Below are 16,958 nucleotides of genomic sequence, written 5' to 3'. Positions count from 1 at the left end.
GCTGTCAGAGTTTGATCTTCATTGAGTGTCGCCGAAACACGGAGCGACACTATGGAGACAACCCAACAGGTCCCGACCAGCCTCAGCGACGACGATCTCGTCGACGAGGCTATCGCATGCCGCCTCATCGGCGGTAGCAACACGCCGATCCATCGTTCAACATTGTGGCGCGGCATCAACGCCGGACGCTACCCCAGGCCACTGAAAATCAGCGCTAGCACAAATCGCTGGCGCGTCGGTGAACTGCGCAAGGCGCTCGAGCAGTTCGCGGCAGAACGCGACAAGGCGGCCGCCTGATGCCGGCCGCCTCTAAATCCGCCACGGGTCCCCTCGGCGAAGCAGCCGCCTGGCTGGCAAACACGCCGCGCGCCGAGCGCGGCGGAGCCGCTGTCCCCGAGTTGAGGCGTTTCGGACTTTCGGCAGTCGAGGCGTGCGCCATCATCCGCGGAAACAATCTGCGATTAGCGAGGGCCGCCTGATGACCGGCGCAGCCCTTCACAACCGGCTGGTAGGCCACCTGCTCAGCACGGCCTACAACTGGTCAAACCCGCACAACTTCTTCGACGAACTGCGACGGCTCGAGCCAGGTGCAACCGATCTTGCGATCATCAGGGCCGGCATTGAGGCGACTGAACTTTCGATCGAGCGCGTCCGAGAGATGATCGCGGCGTTTCGACACCGCGGCCATGAAGAAAGCCTTGATGTTGTTGAGATCGGCGATGTGCTGGTCGCGGTTGCGGCGGTCTGGCTGGCATTCGACGCGGACACGTCCGCAGGTGCGGTGACCGCCCGCTTCGGGCTTTCCTCGAGTCAAACAGCGGCAGCGATCGATCGCGCGAGCGCGATGCTGGGGGCGAGACAATGAGTCGGCGATGGGATTTGCAGCGCGACCGCTCGCGCGTCGCGCGCCAAGGCGCCGAACCCGTCGACGGCGCCATGCTGCCGATCGGCGCGCCCAAGCGCCGGATCCCCAAGAGCGAGATGCGAGCCGAGATCGACGCCGCGATGGCGGCGCCAGGCGCCACAGTTAGCCGCCTGGTCGCGTGCCGCTGCGGCCACCGCGCAACCGTCCGCGTTCCCGTCGCTAAGCTCGGGCGTGCGCGCTTCCGGTGTCAATGCGGGGAGCTGACATCATGAGCGATGAGCCAAAAGAAAACCGCCGGTCTGGGAGCGAATCAGACGCGGCGGCAGATCAGAAAACATCAGTCGGCGGAAAATATTCCTCTTCGTCGCGCAAGGCAAGACGGTCCGGACGCAAGATCATTGCAGGGAAGTGCGTCATCGCCGAGCAGCGATCGGAGGGGGGATTCTGGGACAAGGCGCTCCTTCGCATGAGGGAGATCGAACAGGTCGTTCAGATGCGGTTTGGAAAACTCATTCCAGAGGAGATCGATGCCGATCCTTTCATCCTGATCGTGGCTCATGCGGCCAATGCGTTGAAGCGGCCTTCGGACCTCAAATCTGTGCTTGCGGGTTGGTGCGCGCGCTTCGCGCCGCACCTGATGCCAGACTTTGACCATGTGTTCGAGCCCGTGCGGATGCGCATCGAGGGAAGGCGGTACAACCTAAGCGACACCGACGCGGGCAGACTTGTGCGGCTGACGTGGCAGGAAAGATCAGCCTTGGAAATTAGGACCATGAACAGCGCCGACATATCGATCGAAGAGCAGCGGGACCGGGTCGCCGCTAAGGCCCGAGTCGATGACATCGAGCGCAAGCGGCAGGCGCGTCGGCAGGAGGGTTCTGACGACCGAGAATCGTATCTCGCGAAGGTCTCAACCGGAAAGCCGTGGGAGGCTGAAGGGATCAGTCGGAGCTATTATTATGAGCGCAAGAAGCGTGAGCGGACAGGTCCGGCGGACCCCGCACATAATGCAGAGCGGACAGGTTCGGCGGAGGGCGCGCGGACAGGTTCGGCGGTCACTAGGGATATGGATACATATCCCTTCGGGTCTCCGGACGCACCTGTCCACTCGACGGTGGCAAGCGCAATCATTGACGAGATAGTGCAGGCGGTAGGAGGCGGTTCACCGCCGACCTCGTCCAGCCCACCGATATCGTACGGCACAATCAAGAATGGTGAGGTCGAGTTCGTAACGACGGCGGGGTCGCATGGGCTCCCCGCCTCGATCGAAGCACCACGATCATCTGTGTCAGAGACTGGAAGAAGAAGGGTATCGAGATGACGCTCGGGCTGTTTCCAGACTTGAACGTTATCACCTTCCCGATGACGCGAGTGACGAGGCGGAGGCGGAAGCAGACCGTCGGCCAAGTCGTGACGCCATTTCCTTTGGCGCGCCGAACGGTGACTGTTTTGAGGATCGCAGAAGGCCTGGAATCCAGAGAAGGCAAGATCCGCGATGACTTCTGGTACGCGGCGGTTCAAGCGCTTCGGGAACAGCTCGTAGCGGCCAATCTGTCGGAGGAGGTAATCCTGCGGGAAATTCGGTCGTTCAGATCCGCGGTCCAATTCGCGATCGACTTCCACCGCTTTGGCGACACGCCGAACGGTCGGGACGGTGCAGCATGAGCATCCAACCCGCAGACCTCAGCCCCGCAAACTGGCTCGAGGCGGTTCGTATCGCCTTTCTGGGCGAAGCCCGCACGCTTGAGGTGGCTGAGAGCCTTGTGCGATCCTGGCATCCGGATCTGCGGCTCTGCACGGCACGCGTGACGCAGCTCGCTGACGACACTGGCCTCCATCATCGTCGCATTGGTCAGCGCCTTGGGAAGCTCGCTCATGCCGGCGCCATTTCGAGGATCCGAGTTGGCAAGCTGACGCGCCGAGCGCAGCGAACCGCTCGCCGGGCCGACGAATGGGGCCAATGCTACGGCCTTTCAATGAGCTGGGCCGCTAAGACCCTCGAGGACGCCGATCGTTCGACAGACGAAGTTCAAATCGAGCGCCGGCCTATGCGCCAGCCCGCGCCCGAACCTCCCAAAACAGCGGCGCCGGAGAAATGAAATGACCATCGAACAGGAAGAGCGCTCTCGAATCCGTGCGATCTTGGGATGCGCATCGGCGAAGAAGATGCCGAAACTCGCCGACATCCTCGCGATCGAATCCGATTTCACCGCCGAGCAGGCAGTTACAATGCTCGATGTCGCGGCGGCCGAAATTGATTCAGCCGTTGCGGCCGCGGCGAAGCCTTCATCGGCCGCCCGGCCGAAGAATGAACCGAAGGCCGGCGTCGGCATCGGGACACCCGAACCGATCGGCGGCGCGCCAGGCGCAGAGGGATGGCACCGGGCCGTCGCCAACGTCAATCGTCACATCGGCGATGATGCTGCCGACGGCAAGGCTGACGTTGGCTGGAAGCGCGCTGTCGGCTCGGCGCGCCGGTAGTCTGAAACAACGATGCGAAGAATTGGCGGCCGGCCTTCGGGCCGGCGCCGCACTGCCACGTCAATCCCAACCGAGGACGAAAGATGAAAAGCCCATTCCGCAAAAATCCCTTGGCCGTAGCCGAGGTGGAAATTCAGAAATTTGAAAACGCGATCGCTAAGATCGATGCGAAGATCGGTCTGACGGAAAGAGAAATCGATAGGCATCGGGCAGCGCGGCGCGCTCACATTCTATCAGATCCAGAGGCTGAGATTCCTGCAGAGACGCGACACGGTCTCGCTCTCGCGGAAGACCTTCTTCGGTCCACGCATGAAGAGCGGGCCGAAATGGTGTCCGGCCTCGAGGAGCTTCGCCATGCACTCGTTGCCGCGCGGGCAAAAGAAGAACGCGAAGCCGCCGCCAAGGTGGATGAGGCGCTCGCCGACTTCGTCGACCGAGAACTAGCCCCTGAGGTTGCCAAGGCCGCCGCGGCGCTCGGGAAAGCATGCTCTGCCTATCTCGCGAAGATGCCAGAAGGCTTGGCCGTCGTTGAAAGTCGCGAATGGTCGCGGCCGCGAGACCACGCCAGGCGACATGCCGACCACTTCTCCCGGGAGGAGCTTCTGACGGCGATCGTTGCCGAAAGCCTCTTCGCGGCGGCGCCTGGGCTATTCGAGCATCAGAGTTCGGTCTTCGGCCGGGTGCAGACCCTCGGCAGGCTTTTCGACATCGACAAGGAAATACCGCAGAGCCGAAGCGATGGAACGCCGCCGGCAGCCATTCGGGATCCTGCGAGAGTGCTGCTGTCGGACCGGCTTCGCGCCCGGGCTGCTGCCAAGCGCGCGGGCGCGCCTGCCGGGGTGGATGCTGAGCCGGCAGAGGCGCCCATGCCTGAACCTGACCAGCCAGCGAACGTCGAAATCTTCGTTCTGAAAGACTTTGCATACGTCGAGAATGATCGCGGTGGCCGGGCTCTGTGCGGACGGCGTTGGTCCCGACTTGTACCGGAGCCAGTTGCCGATGCTGCGGTCGAGGCAGGCCTGGCGCTGCGCACCAACGAGGCAAAAGGGCAGGACGCCTTCAATGCCGAGAAGCAATACAGAAAGAACAGCATGTCGATCCCAGAATCCGGCCTCGGCCTGGCGGATTGTTTCGACCTTGGCGACGTGCTCGGCCTGGTAGAGGATCCCGGCGAGGACCTGGCCGCGGCGGAGTGAAGGCGAGTGGCGCGGCTTCGGCCGCGCCACCCGTTATTTTCCCTTCTTTTCGGGGTTCGGTGTTGGCCGAGGTTGGGGGCGAGGCTCCGGCTTGTGAACTTTGGCTCCCTCGAAGTTGCCCTGTCGGCTACCGGACGAAGACCCATCGCTTTTCTTGCCGGTATCTGTTTTCCTTGGCTGTGAATAGATTTGATGGTGTGTATGCATGAATAACAATGCCCTCTCGCAAAAACTGCAAACAGCCCAACAGGACAGCCTAAAGGAAATCCTGCGTCAAGCTGAAGCTCATCTCGATGCACAGATGTTATCCGCGATCGCAGCGGATCAGCGGGCGTACACCTTTGCCGGATTAGCTTCGGCGGCTGCAGTGGTTCTAATCAGTGGGGCTTACGGTCTCGCCAGCGCGGAGCCGCCAAACGCTCCTCTCGCAATAGTGGCATCTACAGTCGCAGCGGTACTTATCGGCGCTTCGTGGTCGGCTGTTCATTCAAGTCGATCTGTCGATTTCGGGTTTTCGGGCAGTCAACCTGGAAACTGGGAGGACGACATTTCGATCAAAAAACCTTGGGAGGCGTCACTTGCGGAGCAATGCGAGCACTATGACGAGCTAATCGTTCAGAATCGAACAGTCATGGCTGCAAACAGCCAGCTATTCAACAATGCCACCGACGCCGCACTGAAGGGCCTATTTCTCGGCGGAGTTGCGTTCGTTGGTTGGCTGCTTAATTCGCTTTTTTGAGCACAATCCGTCCGAGCAGATCAGCGCAAGCTTTCGCTCGCGTGGCTTCGAAGCAGAACCAGCGCTCCGCCGTCGATCGCAATTTCGATGTGGAAAGCGGGGACAGGCCGGCGCGCTGGCTGGCGCCGGCGCCGGCTTCATGCGCCTATGGGCCATTCCACATGCTGCCCGATCATGGGCTCTCGGAAAGGACACGCGGCGGCGGCCGTGCAGTTCATTTCGGGGGCGCCGCCGAGCTTTCAGACGGAAGGAATTCGGATGCCGGCGGTTCTTGTCAAGCCCAGGGAAGCTGCCGCTATGCTGGCGGTTTCAATTCGCCAACTGACGGATCTGACGATGGCGGGAGAGATTCCCTTCGTAAACGTCGGCCGGTGGTCAAGGGTGTCGCGTCGCTACCATCCGACCGACATCGAGTCCTTTATCGAGGCAAGGAAGACTAGGGTCACGCCGTACAACAAGCCGTTTGGAAGCTACGCGTATAAGAGGTCAGCTGAAATAGACCATGACCGGCGCGAGGCGGAGCAGACTGCTCGAGCCATGGCGACTTGGAACGCGGCCGTGGCCGCGCGCGAAGAGCGCGCCCGGGCCAAACAGGCGATGCATGAAAGAGCTGCAGAAAGGCGTCGGCTTCATGCTGAAGGGGTCGCCGCGCGGAAAGCCGAGCGCCTGAAAAAGAAGGCTGAAGCGGCCAAGCCAGCTATTTGATGCGTGACGTTTATCGCCGCCGCCGAGCGGCGATGTATTTGTCCATTGCATCGTCCGGGGCGCACGGCGTGCATACCGTCACGCCCGAAGAGAGCGTTTTCCCGTCATATCGATGCGGGCCAAATTGGAACCACTGGCTGCATGCCGGGCAGCGCCGAAAGACCTTGCCGTCTCTCATTTCCATGTCCGGCATTGTCAACCTCCCCAAGCGTTATGAGGAAGTGCGCCATGAGTCGGCGATCGTGCGCAAGTTCCTCACCTTGTGGCGGGCGCGGTTTTAACCGAGTTCGATCGAGATGATGCTCTCACCTCGCATTTTGAAACGATAGAAGGTGAGCGGATCGCCGTGGCTGCAAGTTCCGAAGATCACCCTAGCATCATCGGGCAACAGGGAGATCGCGTCCCTGAGGTCGCCGACGGTCAATAGGCCAGAGCTGCTGCCCGATATCATCCCGCCTGATGAAACGTGCTCTCGATTGTAGTTCTTTCTATCGGTCATTTGGATTTCCGTCCCCTACATCTCGTTGTTTTGGATGATGCCGGCTTCCCCGCCTGGCAACAGAGTGGCAGGCGGCAACATTTTCTTGAGCCTCACGCCTGGTCCGCCCTCGACACAATCGCCATCGCCCAGAAACACTACACCGGCGGCCTCAAGGGCGAGGCTCAACACTTGCAAGGTGGCGCTTCGTGGCTCGGAACCGCCACCTTCGAACACCCGGATGGTGGCTACCCCAACTGATGCAGCGTCGGCTAGCTGCTGCTGCGACCAACCGACGAGCGCGCGGGCTGCTCGACATTGTTGCGGCGTCATGATTTTTCGTCCCCCATTATTTTGCGTAGAACTATATGAAACATATTGACACGAAGTGAACGACGCCGCAACTTCGCTGGGACGCCAACAATCCCTGTTGTCGATCCCGTAGGGGGGAATATCAATGCCGAATTCAGTTCGGGCAGCCGCCGAAGGCTTGCCAAAAATCAGCCGCCGCTCCGTAATGGGCGGAATTGCCGCGATTCCTGCCGCGCTGGCTCCGGGGGCTGCATTTGCGTCTCCCAAGGGACCGGACATTGACCCAAGCACGCGGCGCGCGGCGACCGAACTCGATCCCCTGCTAGATCTGATCGAGCGCTACCGAGCCGGCTGCGATGCTTACCAATGCAGATCTCGCGGCAACCGTGACGACGAGGCACTGGATGCCCTTGCGGATGTCACCTACTTTCCGCCGATGCGCGATATTGAAAAATGGACGCGGCCTGCAGTGTCACGCCAAGGGGCCACCGCCGCGCTGCGGCTCGTTCTCACCGAGATCGGGGACTTTCCGCCGTCCGGCATGCTTCCGCCGCTCCTCAACGCCGCCCTGGCCTATCTCGAAGCGGAGGCGTGAACATGTCCAAACTCACTCGCCGCACCTTACTCGGCGCATTGGCCGCCATTCCCGCCGCAGCGGGCCCAGGCCGCGCGTTCAGCGCCACGGACGCGCATTCGTGCGTCCTTGCGATGATCGAGGCCCACCGCGCCGCCAGGGCGTCGCTGACGGCGGCGACTGTCCTATACGACGAAGCGTTCGAAAAACTGGCGAAAGCTGGCGGCGCTACAACTTGGCGGGTCGTGCAGGCGGATGCGAGCGATGTGGAATGGGAGGCCTTCCAGGCGCTGCGGGACTACCGGCCAGCTGACATGGGCGAGGTAGCCGCGAAGGCGCGCTACCTGCTCTTGACGGTAGAGGCCGACGAAGAAGGCGTGCGGATAGCCAATAACGCGATCGAGCTGCTGCGATCGCTCGCCGCCTGACGATCCCGCCCGCCGTGAAATGCGGCGGGCCATCAGGTAGGATTCCACGGCGCCGGAGGGCGGCGGCGGGCACTGAGCGCGCCGCCATTTTCGGACACAAGCCGGACAAAAGCCGGACTTTTACGGGACAAACTCCGGACAGACTCGGTTCTAAGGCACGACCCCGAAGTCGCTATGCGCCCGTCGGATCTGGGCGTCGACCGCGCCGGTCGCGTTCTGCGATGCGGCCATAGCCTTGTTCATCAACCCGAGGAACTGTTGCGCAAGGGCTACGGCTTGCTGCAGGGCGCTGACGTCGACCGTCGGCTTTCCGGTCGGCGAAAGAGCATTTTCGATTTCTTGCCCGGCTTGCTTTGCCTGCTCGACACCGCCGATAGGCGGAGCAGCGCCGCGTCCGATGCGGTGAAAGCCCCCCTCCCATGCAATGCCGTCATATATCCGGTGATAGTTGTCGCGATCCTGCGTGGCGCCCTGCGAATAGACCTTCGGTGGCGGCAAGCGATTGTCCCTCGCATTGGACGCCGATGTGTCGTGGATAAATTTCCAGACGGCAGCGCCACCAACGAGGGCACCCAATGCCCACGGGTTCATCAGCATGGCACCGATGCCCTTCTTGCCGGCGGCGCCGGCCGCGCCACCGGCAAGCACCCCGCCGCCACCTTGGGCGACGGCCGCGGCCTGTAGGGCTGCCGCGGCGACATTCAGATTGGTTCCCGCGGTGATCAGGCCATAGACGGCCGTCCCGGTCTTCCACGCTCCCAAGCCGGCCGCGCCTAGCCCTATCGCACCGGTGGCACCCAGGAAGACGGAATCACCCTCCCGAACCTTTTTGGTGAAGGCGTTGATGTAGTCGGCGAAGCGGTTAAGGCCGGCACCGATCGCCTCCATCGGCAACACGGCGTCCGACAGATTGGCCAGGCTGCCTTTGAAGCCGGAGTACGCGGCAAAAGGGTTGAGCTTCTGAACATCGTCGGCGGCCGATAGGCCGGCCGCGTTCGGAACCCGCTTATCGAGATACCGGAAAACCTGTTGCATGTTGAGAATGGCGCCGATCACTTCGTCGCTCGACAGACGATTGGACGAGAGCTGCCCGACGACGCGCGCAAGTTCAGTCTTGTCCTGAGTGTCGACGCCTTGTTTCTCAAGCTGAGGAAGCAGGACGTCATAGATCCATTTGATCGGGTTGGCGCCGAACTCATCCTGGCCAACGAGCTTGCCGTCTTTGCGAAGCCCGTAGCTCTCTTGCGCGGCGAGCGCCTGCTTTGAGGCGCGCCCGATCACGAACTGATCGAACCCGGCGCGGATGCTGTTGCCGGCGTTCGCTCCGCCGGTCTCCGCGATCAGCATCGGCAGATAGGTCGACATGAATTCGTCGGATCCGACCTTGCCGCCGGTGCGGCTGTATTTCACCGCCTCGTAATAGGAGCTCGGATCAATGTCCTTTCCGAGGATTTGCTGCATCTTCACGAAGCCGTCGAGCATCGAGATGTACTGGTTAGGGTCCAGCCGCTCAAGAAGATCCATGGATTTTGCGAAGGCCCGGACGCCCTGGACGCCGGCGCCACTACCGAATGTGTTGTCGAGGAGGAGTTGAGCCCGGGCGTTTGCGTCGGAGACCTTTAGCGCGGCATCGACATTCGGCATGGAAAGGGTGGTTTCCTTCAACATGTCCAAGACGTCGGACAGCGCCAATCGGTACTTTCCGGAAAGCTCTTCGGAGCGGGAAGTGATTTGGGATTGCTCGCTCCCGGAGAGGCCGGCGAACTTTGCTTCGGCTCGGACGCGCTGTGCCTCGGAGGCCGCGTTGAGCGCTTCCCGGCCCCATGTCCCCGCCATGTACGCGCCGGTGTATCCGCCGGCCATCACATAGGCAGGGCGAAGGGCGCCCTTCAGCGCCCGCCCAATTCGGAGAGCTTCCTTTTCGGTCTGGCGCATGCTCGAGCGCACCGCCGCAAACTGCCCGAGGGTGGCGGTCTTCCACGCGGAGATCTCGGATTTCTTGAGCGCAGCGGTTAAACCGCGCGACGCGATATCGCGTTGAAGGCCGTTCCATGACTTTCGAACCGCATCAAGTTCGCGGGCGCCCAGCGCCATTTTTTCGAGCTGCCGCTGAAAGTTCTGCCCCCATTGGGCAGACGACAGGCGCTTGGCGGCTCTCTCAATCGAGGACATTGCGCCCTCGACCTTCTTGGCCTCGCCGAGACCCATCGCCTGGACGACGAGCTGTAAGCGACCAACCAACGTGCGTGCCATATCAAAACTCCGGCTCGAGATAAATTCGACTTCATGCTATCAGACATCGTCCCAAGATTCACCGACTTGGTGGGACGAAAGTTGGCATTGTGGAGGAAATGTTGGCGCGCCGTGCGAATTCTATCGAAAAAATCAGAGGGAATCGCCTCGCGCGCGCCGCTCGGCGGCATGCGGTCAACGAGACGCCGCCGACACGCAAGGTAGTCGAAGCGCCACCGCCGCTCCAGCCTCCGACCGTGGCAGCGCTCGTCGAGGACACGGCTGACGCCGAAATCAAATACCGGCACTACCACGACGCGCCAGCGGCTAAGCCGCTCGGCAAAGGCAAGCGCTTCCACACCGATCGATACAAGGCGCCTTGGCCACTTTTGAGTTGGTCGAACGCAAAGTGCGCCTATGTCGGATACCTGACCGGCAGAGGGTACACGTCAGGCGAGATCGAGCGCATCCTTCGCGATGGTACGAGCAAGGACACAGTCCGCGGGCAGTGGCGCCGTTGGGGCCTTCCTCTCCCGGAAATGAAGGGGCAGCGCTGTTCGATTATGCCTGTCGCACTGGGCTTCGGCCCGCGAACAAAGCTCACAAAGAGAGCGAAGCAAGTCGGGATCCCGCCTGACGAATTTCTGCGCCGGATCATCGTGTCAGTGCTCGACGACGACCTCTATCAGGCCGTCGTTGACGATCGTTTCGATCCGAAGCCGGTGAAGGCCAAAACTATCTGAAGTTCGCGTTCACCTGGTCAACTGCAGTCGCCCAACTGCTCGCGCTGCTCGGCGCCGATGCTCCGGCCGGCTGCTGGTAGTCGGGATGGCTTTCCAGGCCCAGTGCACCCTCCCGGGCTTTTCGCGATGTGTACGCCTCCGCGGGATCCACCGCGATCACGATGGCGAGCGCCTGCAAGTCTTCCTTTGCCGTCTTCAGTATCTTGGCCGCCTGGTCGGCCGGAAGGTCAGTCTCGTCGCGAAGGTGGGCGTGCAGGGCAGGGATGGCCATTCGCTCTTCGAGCGAGGCGAAAGCTTTCATCCTCTGGCGGACTTCCAAGACCGCCAGGCGGGTGCTGTCCTCGGCCGTGGCGGCTACATTGTTCGGGGCAAGAGGGGTGACGGCTTGCGGCATGAGCGCCAGGCCATGCGCCGGCGCAGGCGGCATGGAGCCGGCAGGAGCAGGCCGCGCCCCCTTCGCGCTCTTGCCGCGGGCGGATAGAGCCTGCAACGTCGCCTCGAACTGCCCGACTTCATCAGCCATCTTCCGTTTGACTGCGTTGGCGCCGACTTCGACGCCGCCTTGGCCGAATTCAGCAATGACGGTTGTCTTGGTCACACCTCGGTATTTCGCTACGGCCGAGATGAAGACGTCCCCGAGGTCATCGACCAACTTCTGCACCCGAGCCTTGCCCTCGTCTGTACCGTGGTCAGGCCGTTTGCCCGGCGACTGCGAGGAGACGAACTCAATCCGGGCGATGCCCGCTCGCTCATCCGCTTTCGTCCTGTCGGTGATTCCAAGAACGACGCCGATCGAGCCGAGAACGGCGGCATCGCTCACCACCACTCTATCGGTGGCAGCGGCGAGCCAATAGGCCGCGCTGCATGCCATGCCGCTTACGAACGCGGTGATCGGCTTCTGGCCACGCGCCGCGTAGACGGCGGACGCTAGCTCATCACAGCCCGATGCTTCGCCGCCGGGACTGTCAATGTTCAAGATGATCGCGTCGACAGCCTTGTCGTCGAGCGCGGCCTGTAGATCCCGGCGAAGGATTTCGTAGGAGGTGGCGCCGGAGAATGAGACCAACAAGTTGGCCCGCTTGAACATGGGGCCGGCGATGTTGAGGATCGCAACGTTGTCTCGGATGCCCAGTCGTTCACCGCGATCGGCGCGGTTCGCGCGATACGCCTCGAGGGCCTTCGGGTCATGTTCGCGGGCTGCGATCGTCAGCAGGTTTTCGACATGCTCGGGCAGCATTGCCCAGGGCGCAGACATTGCACTGTCATAGGCTCGCATGCGTGATCTCCTTTGGATCGCCGTTGATGACTACCGTCTCGACTTCGTCGGCGAGGTCGTTCAGCACCTCTCGAGCGATCCGCCTGGCCGTCTCACCATCGTGCGCCGTCATGTGGGGAAGTTCCGATCGCAGCCGGCCGGGAATCGACAACACCGCTGCCTTCACGGTTGATGCGAACGCCGTCCAGCTCTCGGTCACCTCCTCGAGCGTGAGAACCTCGCCTCGGATCTGTGCGAGCTTCAGCTTCTTGATTTCGCGGTCGACCTGTTCGGTCTCCGCGCGCTCGTCGGCAAGCAACTTTCCGGTGCTCGATGCCTGGCCCGCCGCTTTGCTGCGAAGATCGTCAGCATACGCTTGGATCGAAGCGAGCGTTTCGAACCGCCCGCGGCCAGCCGCTCGCACGAAAACTCCACGCTGGATCCAGCGGTCGACACTGCGTCCGCCCATACCGAGAAGCACTGCAAGATCAGCAGCTGAACATGTTTCGGGGATCCATCGACCGCCTATCGGCTGGCCCTTCGACTTCGCCGCCAAAGCGGTACTCCTCAACGCCACAAACTGTGAGGAAACCTAACAGAGTTGTCACCGGAAACCAACTCTTCTGGGCAATATCGATTGAACGACGACGTCGGCCCTTGAGAAAAAATAACTTCGGCGAATAACCGCGGGGCTGCGCTCCGCTGGCGTCATGCCCTTCGTACGGTCCCTTAACGCGTTTTCTGCAGGGCGCGTGCGGGCAGCAGAGCACCCACGTAAGCAAGCAAGCACAACGCGCGGTCTCCGCGGCCTACTGTGTTGCAAGCGCGCGCCGCAGCTCAGGGTGCGCAACCAGACGCCAGCTTGCGCATTATGGGGCCGGGCCGCCGTGGCCTGTCGTTGTGAGCGAGCGTGCATGAGCCTGAAACACCAAGCTGCCAGTGCCGGCATCTTCAAACCGAGTGACCTCGAGCTGCTGTGCCGCGTTCTGGATATGACCTTGCCAGAAGGCGCATCAGCGAGGGAGCGTGAGGCGCACGCCGCCACGCTCGTGACGCTGTTCAAGGCCGGTATCGTGGAGCAGGCTGACCTGGTGGCGACATTCAAGGGCACTGCCCAGCAGCCATGCGACAAGGCTGCCTGATCGATCTAAGACGTTGCTTTTATTGCTGTTTTGGCAGTTTTCCGTTGCGAAAAACTGGCATTTGTGCGACTATTTCCATGCAAAACGGCCCTGCCAAGAGCGGCAACTCCAGACAGGGCCTTCCAACGAAGTTCATGGAGGGAACTCGCAATGGATGACCAATCCTATATCGCACATGCTGATTTCGCGCACGTCGTTTCCACGCTCCAGGGCAGCTATTCGATCGGCCGCGCTCGGTATGCCAAAGGCATGCTCGCGGTGCGCTGCCCGTCGTCGACCGGCTATAAGAATCGGGCCGCTCGCCTGATCGGCGACGGCCTGAATTGCCGTTGGTCCGGCCGGGAGCGGGCCTACATCGCCAGCCCATCGAAGGTGGCCAAGTTCGAAAAGCTCTTTGCCGGCGGCTGGGATGCCAGTTCGTTCTCCGGTGCGCTCGAGGCGCCGCGGGTCCAGGAGGAAGCAGCATCATGAGCGGGATCGATATCGGCCGCACTGCCGCCGGCGCAATTGTCGCGCTGCCGCTCCGTTTGGCTAACCGTCACGGCTTGGTCACCGGCGCCACCGGCACCGGCAAAACCGTCACCCTGCAGCGCCTTGCCGAGCAATTCAGCGCCGCCGGCGTCCCTGTGTTTGCGGCCGACATCAAGGGCGATCTGTCCGGCGTTGCCGTCGGCGGGCGCTTCCCGGTGGCGCTCTGGGACATCTTCGGCCGCCATGGACTGCCGGTGCGGACGAGCGTGCAGGACATGGGCGCTGGCCTGCTGGCGCGCATGCTCGGGCTCAACCAGGCGCAGGAAGGTGCAATGGATATCGTGTTCCGCAAGGCGGAGGACGAACAGTCCTACATGCTGACGCTGGACGATCTGCGCTGGTCGCTCAACGACATGATCGAGGAGCGGGAAGACGTTTGCCGGAAGTACGGCAATGTCACCGCTGCGTCGATCGCGGCCATCCAACGCAATTTGCTGGCGTTGGAAGCTCAAGGCGGCGATCGCCTGTTCGACGAGCCGCCGTTCGATATCCTCGATCTGATGAAGCTGGACGAGGCGGGCAGGGGCACCATCAACCTGCTGCATGCCGACCAATTGCTCGAGGCGCCAAAGCTTTACGCGACGTTCCTGCTCTGGCTGTTGTCCGAGCTCTTCCGAAAGCTGCCCGAGGCTGGCGACCTGCCCAAGCCAAAGCTCGTGTTCTTCTTCGACGAGGCGCACCTTCTGTTCGCCGACGCGCCGAAGCACCTGCTGCAGAAGATCGAACGGCTTGTCCGCCTGGTGAGGTCCAAGGGCGTGGGCGTGTTCTTCGTCACCCAATCGCCGACCGACGTCCCGGCAGCGGTCCTGGAACAGCTCGGGACGAGGATCCTGCACGCCATGCGCGCCCACACGGCGGAGTCGCTGCGCAAGATCAAGGCGGCCGCCGATACCATCCGGCCGCGCAAGGGCTTCAAGACTCGAGAGGAATTGCCGACGTTGAAGATCGGCGAGGCGCTGATCTCGGTGATCGGCGAGGACAATGTGCCGAGCGAGGTCGAGAAGGTGAAGGTGATCATGCCGGCCGGGCAGATCGGATCGATTTCAGATGAAGAGCGCCAGGTCGTCCTCGAGTCGATCCCCTTGCGGAAGAAATACCATGCCGGGCTGGACGAGAACGCCGCCGGGCGGGCGTTCAGCCGGCGCATGATGGAGGCGAGGGGGATTGATCCAGGTCCGGAGGGCACCGCAGCGCCGGAGGCGAACCTCTATCTGAAGCACGTCCCGTCGATCGATATCAGTGCAGAACCGGGGAAAAGCGTCAAGCGGCGGCTGGTTGAGATTGCCGCATGGGGTGCTGTGGCGGCGATGGGGCTCAAGATGACCGGAGTTATTTAGGCGGCAGCGCGAATCGGTGATCTTAGGAGCGGAGGCGACCGTAGAGCATCCCAAGCGCGTCGCACATCGTCCAAGCTAGAACACCCATGGCGGAGCCATACCACCAAGGCTCCAGCAGCGACGCCCCTACGATGACAAAAACTAACGGCAAGATCGGAAATCTCATCGCGCCCGACATGCCGTCCATCCAAATGTTGACGAGAGCGAGGGCGACGCCAGTCCAAAAAAGGACAGGCCACCGATAAAGATAGCCCACGGCTAAGGCAACGAATATCAACATCAGCTGACCCCCTGCTAATCAACACTTGTTTTTAGCAATGCGCGCTTGCCACCGCGGAGTTATGCATCATGGTGGCCGGACTGATCTAATTTTCGTCGCGAACGGGAAAGGGCTTTGTCCTGATGGTGTAAGTGCCTTCTCCCTGGATGCGCGCCGTAGGGAATTGAGAGATGAAGGCGGTCAGCTGAGCATGCATGGGGTTTTGGGGATTGGGTCGTCCTTTTATGAAGCGATAGTCATAGTCGAAACGAACAATGCCCTCGAAAAGGTCGTCCTTCGCGAAGCCGGTGGCCTCCGTAAACACGGTAAAGTCAAATCCGAACGGAATTTCTACCGCCGGAGAACCTGGCAGAATCCTTGCCGGAGCACCCGGCTCAAGCCTGCCCTCGATGAAGTTTTGAAAAATAGTCGGGTTATTGATGTCTGTCGATATGAACTCGTCGGCGGAGAGAAACTCGAAGTCCTCGAGGCCTGCCAGCTTGTTTAGTTCCGCGATCCCTTGCAATGGGCTGCGCACCGCGACAACGGCCTGAAGGAGGCCATCTGATCTCCGTTGCACATGTTTTCCAGTTACCTGGCCGATCGCCCCGTTCATGACGTCACCCTGAATCATGGGATGGTTGGAGTGATGAGCGCCATATCGAATTTCTCCACCGATCAGTTCGAGCCTGGACGGAAGGCCAATTCCCAAGGGCTTGCCGACGTCGGGCGTCAGCAGCCTCCTAAGTTTTTTTATCGCGTTAGGGCCGACAATGTTGAAAAGGTTTAGAATTACGTGGTCGGTCTCCTCAAACTGCCATCTAAGCAGAGGAGATGTCAGACTGCCTGTCGCGAAGAGCAAGAACTCTCGACCATTTGTCAGAAGAAAATGCGAAGCAGAAATTTCGGGGTGGGCGCTGTATGTGTGAGCCTGTTCAACATCGTCTTGGGTCAGAGGCTGGCCTGCAGCTTTGACCTCGACGCACCATCGCCCGAATGACGTCACGTCACAAATATAGTCGGCCCTTCCTGCAAGGGCCGGGTCCTTAGTTGGCTTTTTGCGGCCTAAAAATGCTTTATCATAGCGCAGCGGAACTTCAGTCCGGATGTTCGCCGCAGTCCCATGTGAGTAGCCGAGACGAGTTAATAGCGGGCGAACGATGATCTCGCGGACGTCCGTCTCGTTCATAGTGTCAAAATCGGGTAGCATTTATTGCTTCAATCCCATCCAAGATGGAGGGGACACTATCCTCCTCAAAGTAATTCCACACTGCTTGAAAAGGTGTATCCACCGGCTTCTTTCAATCACATGGGATACGCCACGTCACCATGATGGGAGGCCGGCCTGGTTCAACCACGACGCGATCGCTTTGGCAGCCAAATCTCGCCGGCGCCGAAATGTCGAATACGCCCAGCCGCGGCGCTCGCACTCGACTTCCGTGTGGCGGCCGCGGATTTCCCAGACTGGCGTCCGCAGCGAGGGCATCAGGAAAAAGACAGTCAGGGCGCTGGTTGCAGCGGTCGCGACCGCATCCCTGGTGGCTGGGTTCCTAATCGGAGCATCGGTCAGCAGCTACTAGGCCGCCACGACCAGCTGATCATTCTCCCGGCGCCAGCACTCTGATCGCCCGCCGTGCCGAAAGGTGCGGCGGGCTTTTTGCCGCTTTGATGGAACACTCGC

Annotated in this window: 22 protein-coding genes; 16 read left to right on the top strand and 6 right to left on the bottom strand. The window is 61.4% G+C overall.

Features of this window, described 5'->3' with window-relative positions; all coding sequences use genetic code 11:
- The first annotated feature begins 51 nt into the window (after nucleotides 1-51).
- The 10 genes from NKH37_RS15800 (at nucleotide 52) to NKH37_RS15755 (ending at nucleotide 6,267) form a co-directional block, all read left to right on the top strand.
- Complete coding sequence (locus NKH37_RS15800) at nucleotides 52-297, top strand: helix-turn-helix transcriptional regulator (RefSeq protein WP_352579193.1); 246 nt, start codon at nucleotides 52-54, stop codon at nucleotides 295-297.
- Nucleotides 298-478: 181 nt separating this feature from the next.
- The gene (locus NKH37_RS15795) at nucleotides 479-865 is read left to right on the top strand and encodes a hypothetical protein (RefSeq protein WP_353041202.1); all 387 of its coding nucleotides are present in this window, start codon (nucleotides 479-481) and stop codon (nucleotides 863-865) included.
- On the top strand, nucleotides 862-1,137 hold the full coding sequence (locus NKH37_RS15790) for a hypothetical protein (protein WP_353041200.1): 276 nt from the start codon (nucleotides 862-864) through the stop codon (nucleotides 1,135-1,137). Before NKH37_RS15795 ends, NKH37_RS15790 begins: the two co-directional genes overlap by 4 nt.
- Nucleotides 1,134-2,186, top strand: a complete 1,053-nt coding sequence (locus tag NKH37_RS15785) for a hypothetical protein (RefSeq protein WP_353041198.1) — start codon at nucleotides 1,134-1,136, stop codon at nucleotides 2,184-2,186. Before NKH37_RS15790 ends, NKH37_RS15785 begins: the two co-directional genes overlap by 4 nt.
- A complete protein-coding gene (locus NKH37_RS15780) occupies nucleotides 2,183-2,530 on the top strand; it encodes a DUF6074 family protein (RefSeq protein WP_353041196.1) in 348 nt (115 codons plus the stop codon). The genes NKH37_RS15785 and NKH37_RS15780 overlap by 4 nt, the downstream gene beginning before the upstream one ends.
- Nucleotides 2,531-2,965: 435 nt before the next feature.
- Complete coding sequence (locus tag NKH37_RS15775; protein ID WP_353041194.1) at nucleotides 2,966-3,346, top strand: hypothetical protein; 381 nt, start codon at nucleotides 2,966-2,968, stop codon at nucleotides 3,344-3,346.
- 83 nt (nucleotides 3,347-3,429) lie between these two features.
- On the top strand, nucleotides 3,430-4,542 hold the full coding sequence (locus NKH37_RS15770) for a hypothetical protein (protein WP_353041192.1): 1,113 nt from the start codon (nucleotides 3,430-3,432) through the stop codon (nucleotides 4,540-4,542).
- Between the two features lie 205 nt (nucleotides 4,543-4,747).
- Nucleotides 4,748-5,281, top strand: coding sequence for a hypothetical protein (locus NKH37_RS15765; protein ID WP_353041190.1), 534 nt, complete (start codon nucleotides 4,748-4,750; stop codon nucleotides 5,279-5,281).
- Nucleotides 5,282-5,539: 258 nt separating this feature from the next.
- The gene (locus NKH37_RS15760; RefSeq protein WP_353041188.1) at nucleotides 5,540-5,986 is read left to right on the top strand and encodes a helix-turn-helix domain-containing protein; all 447 of its coding nucleotides are present in this window, start codon (nucleotides 5,540-5,542) and stop codon (nucleotides 5,984-5,986) included.
- Complete coding sequence (locus tag NKH37_RS15755) at nucleotides 5,986-6,267, top strand: hypothetical protein (RefSeq protein ID WP_353041187.1); 282 nt, start codon at nucleotides 5,986-5,988, stop codon at nucleotides 6,265-6,267. Before NKH37_RS15760 ends, NKH37_RS15755 begins: the two co-directional genes overlap by 1 nt.
- Here NKH37_RS15755 and NKH37_RS15750 read toward each other — a convergent pair.
- Nucleotides 6,264-6,485 carry a hypothetical protein gene (locus tag NKH37_RS15750; protein ID WP_353041185.1) on the bottom strand — a complete coding sequence of 74 codons (222 nt, stop codon included), beginning with the start codon at nucleotides 6,483-6,485 and terminating at the stop codon, nucleotides 6,264-6,266. The genes NKH37_RS15755 and NKH37_RS15750 overlap by 4 nt on opposite strands.
- A 15-nt stretch (nucleotides 6,486-6,500) precedes the next feature.
- The gene (locus NKH37_RS15745; protein ID WP_353041183.1) at nucleotides 6,501-6,797 is read right to left on the bottom strand and encodes a helix-turn-helix domain-containing protein; all 297 of its coding nucleotides are present in this window, start codon (nucleotides 6,795-6,797) and stop codon (nucleotides 6,501-6,503) included.
- A gap of 124 nt (nucleotides 6,798-6,921) precedes the next feature.
- Between NKH37_RS15745 and NKH37_RS15740 the strand changes: the two genes are divergently transcribed.
- On the top strand, nucleotides 6,922-7,371 hold the full coding sequence (locus tag NKH37_RS15740) for a twin-arginine translocation signal domain-containing protein (RefSeq protein WP_353041182.1): 450 nt from the start codon (nucleotides 6,922-6,924) through the stop codon (nucleotides 7,369-7,371).
- Between the two features lie 2 nt (nucleotides 7,372-7,373).
- Nucleotides 7,374-7,778, top strand: a complete 405-nt coding sequence (locus tag NKH37_RS15735) for a hypothetical protein (RefSeq protein WP_353041180.1) — start codon at nucleotides 7,374-7,376, stop codon at nucleotides 7,776-7,778.
- A gap of 150 nt (nucleotides 7,779-7,928) precedes the next feature.
- Here the strand turns inward: NKH37_RS15735 and NKH37_RS15730 are convergent, their stop codons facing one another.
- A complete protein-coding gene (locus NKH37_RS15730) occupies nucleotides 7,929-10,031 on the bottom strand; it encodes a hypothetical protein (protein ID WP_353041179.1) in 2,103 nt (700 codons plus the stop codon).
- Between the two features lie 98 nt (nucleotides 10,032-10,129).
- Here NKH37_RS15730 and NKH37_RS15725 point away from each other — a divergent pair, with 98 nt between their 5' ends.
- Nucleotides 10,130-10,753 (top strand): hypothetical protein, encoded by a 624-nt coding sequence (locus tag NKH37_RS15725; RefSeq protein WP_353041177.1) that lies wholly within the window; start codon nucleotides 10,130-10,132, stop codon nucleotides 10,751-10,753.
- Here the strand turns inward: NKH37_RS15725 and NKH37_RS15720 are convergent.
- Both NKH37_RS15720 and NKH37_RS15715 read right to left on the bottom strand, forming a co-directional pair.
- On the bottom strand, nucleotides 10,746-12,029 hold the full coding sequence (locus tag NKH37_RS15720) for a S49 family peptidase (RefSeq protein WP_353041175.1): 1,284 nt from the start codon (nucleotides 12,027-12,029) through the stop codon (nucleotides 10,746-10,748). The genes NKH37_RS15725 and NKH37_RS15720 overlap by 8 nt on opposite strands.
- Nucleotides 12,016-12,564: a hypothetical protein gene (locus NKH37_RS15715; RefSeq protein ID WP_353041174.1), complete on the bottom strand. Its 549-nt coding sequence runs from the start codon at nucleotides 12,562-12,564 to the stop codon at nucleotides 12,016-12,018. The genes NKH37_RS15720 and NKH37_RS15715 overlap by 14 nt, the downstream gene beginning before the upstream one ends.
- A 358-nt stretch (nucleotides 12,565-12,922) precedes the next feature.
- Here NKH37_RS15715 and NKH37_RS15710 point away from each other — a divergent pair, with 358 nt between their 5' ends.
- From NKH37_RS15710 to NKH37_RS15700, 3 genes are all read left to right on the top strand, one after another.
- A complete protein-coding gene (locus NKH37_RS15710) occupies nucleotides 12,923-13,150 on the top strand; it encodes a hypothetical protein (RefSeq protein ID WP_353041172.1) in 228 nt (75 codons plus the stop codon).
- Nucleotides 13,151-13,300: 150 nt separating this feature from the next.
- Nucleotides 13,301-13,621 carry a hypothetical protein gene (locus tag NKH37_RS15705; protein ID WP_353041170.1) on the top strand — a complete coding sequence of 107 codons (321 nt, stop codon included), beginning with the start codon at nucleotides 13,301-13,303 and terminating at the stop codon, nucleotides 13,619-13,621.
- Nucleotides 13,618-15,018: a helicase HerA-like domain-containing protein gene (locus NKH37_RS15700; protein ID WP_353041168.1), complete on the top strand. Its 1,401-nt coding sequence runs from the start codon at nucleotides 13,618-13,620 to the stop codon at nucleotides 15,016-15,018. Before NKH37_RS15705 ends, NKH37_RS15700 begins: the two co-directional genes overlap by 4 nt.
- 365 nt (nucleotides 15,019-15,383) lie before the next feature.
- Here the strand turns inward: NKH37_RS15700 and NKH37_RS15695 are convergent, their stop codons facing one another.
- Nucleotides 15,384-16,466: a type I restriction endonuclease subunit R gene (locus NKH37_RS15695; RefSeq protein ID WP_353041166.1), complete on the bottom strand. Its 1,083-nt coding sequence runs from the start codon at nucleotides 16,464-16,466 to the stop codon at nucleotides 15,384-15,386.
- Between the last annotated feature and the right edge of the window lie 492 nt (nucleotides 16,467-16,958).

It is taken from the genome of Mesorhizobium sp. M1217 (genome assembly GCF_040318275.1).
Lineage (GTDB): Bacteria > Pseudomonadota > Alphaproteobacteria > Rhizobiales > Rhizobiaceae > Mesorhizobium.
Note: the sequence above shows the minus strand (reverse complement) of the source record. Positions and strands in the feature narration are given on the sequence as shown.

What these genes read in the sequence shown, in the direction of transcription:
- NKH37_RS15700 (WP_353041168.1), top strand. Translation starts at nt 13,618, where the DNA reads ATGAGCGGGATCGATATCGGCCGCACTGCCGCCGGCGCAATTGTCGCG.
- NKH37_RS15695 (WP_353041166.1), bottom strand. Translation starts at nt 16,466, where the DNA reads ATGAACGAGACGGACGTCCGCGAGATCATCGTTCGCCCGCTATTAACT.
- NKH37_RS15765 (WP_353041190.1), top strand. Translation starts at nt 4,748, where the DNA reads ATGAATAACAATGCCCTCTCGCAAAAACTGCAAACAGCCCAACAGGAC.
- NKH37_RS15780 (WP_353041196.1), top strand. Translation starts at nt 2,183, where the DNA reads ATGACGCTCGGGCTGTTTCCAGACTTGAACGTTATCACCTTCCCGATG.
- NKH37_RS15750 (WP_353041185.1), bottom strand. Translation starts at nt 6,485, where the DNA reads ATGACCGATAGAAAGAACTACAATCGAGAGCACGTTTCATCAGGCGGG.
- NKH37_RS15790 (WP_353041200.1), top strand. Translation starts at nt 862, where the DNA reads ATGAGTCGGCGATGGGATTTGCAGCGCGACCGCTCGCGCGTCGCGCGC.
- NKH37_RS15730 (WP_353041179.1), bottom strand. Translation starts at nt 10,031, where the DNA reads ATGGCACGCACGTTGGTTGGTCGCTTACAGCTCGTCGTCCAGGCGATG.
- NKH37_RS15770 (WP_353041192.1), top strand. Translation starts at nt 3,430, where the DNA reads ATGAAAAGCCCATTCCGCAAAAATCCCTTGGCCGTAGCCGAGGTGGAA.
- NKH37_RS15740 (WP_353041182.1), top strand. Translation starts at nt 6,922, where the DNA reads ATGCCGAATTCAGTTCGGGCAGCCGCCGAAGGCTTGCCAAAAATCAGC.
- NKH37_RS15735 (WP_353041180.1), top strand. Translation starts at nt 7,374, where the DNA reads ATGTCCAAACTCACTCGCCGCACCTTACTCGGCGCATTGGCCGCCATT.
- NKH37_RS15745 (WP_353041183.1), bottom strand. Translation starts at nt 6,797, where the DNA reads ATGACGCCGCAACAATGTCGAGCAGCCCGCGCGCTCGTCGGTTGGTCG.
- NKH37_RS15710 (WP_353041172.1), top strand. Translation starts at nt 12,923, where the DNA reads ATGAGCCTGAAACACCAAGCTGCCAGTGCCGGCATCTTCAAACCGAGT.
- NKH37_RS15795 (WP_353041202.1), top strand. Translation starts at nt 479, where the DNA reads ATGACCGGCGCAGCCCTTCACAACCGGCTGGTAGGCCACCTGCTCAGC.
- NKH37_RS15760 (WP_353041188.1), top strand. Translation starts at nt 5,540, where the DNA reads ATGCCGGCGGTTCTTGTCAAGCCCAGGGAAGCTGCCGCTATGCTGGCG.
- NKH37_RS15720 (WP_353041175.1), bottom strand. Translation starts at nt 12,029, where the DNA reads ATGCGAGCCTATGACAGTGCAATGTCTGCGCCCTGGGCAATGCTGCCC.
- NKH37_RS15800 (WP_352579193.1), top strand. Translation starts at nt 52, where the DNA reads ATGGAGACAACCCAACAGGTCCCGACCAGCCTCAGCGACGACGATCTC.
- NKH37_RS15705 (WP_353041170.1), top strand. Translation starts at nt 13,301, where the DNA reads ATGGATGACCAATCCTATATCGCACATGCTGATTTCGCGCACGTCGTT.
- NKH37_RS15785 (WP_353041198.1), top strand. Translation starts at nt 1,134, where the DNA reads ATGAGCGATGAGCCAAAAGAAAACCGCCGGTCTGGGAGCGAATCAGAC.
- NKH37_RS15755 (WP_353041187.1), top strand. Translation starts at nt 5,986, where the DNA reads ATGCGTGACGTTTATCGCCGCCGCCGAGCGGCGATGTATTTGTCCATT.
- NKH37_RS15775 (WP_353041194.1), top strand. Translation starts at nt 2,966, where the DNA reads ATGACCATCGAACAGGAAGAGCGCTCTCGAATCCGTGCGATCTTGGGA.
- NKH37_RS15725 (WP_353041177.1), top strand. Translation starts at nt 10,130, where the DNA reads ATGTTGGCGCGCCGTGCGAATTCTATCGAAAAAATCAGAGGGAATCGC.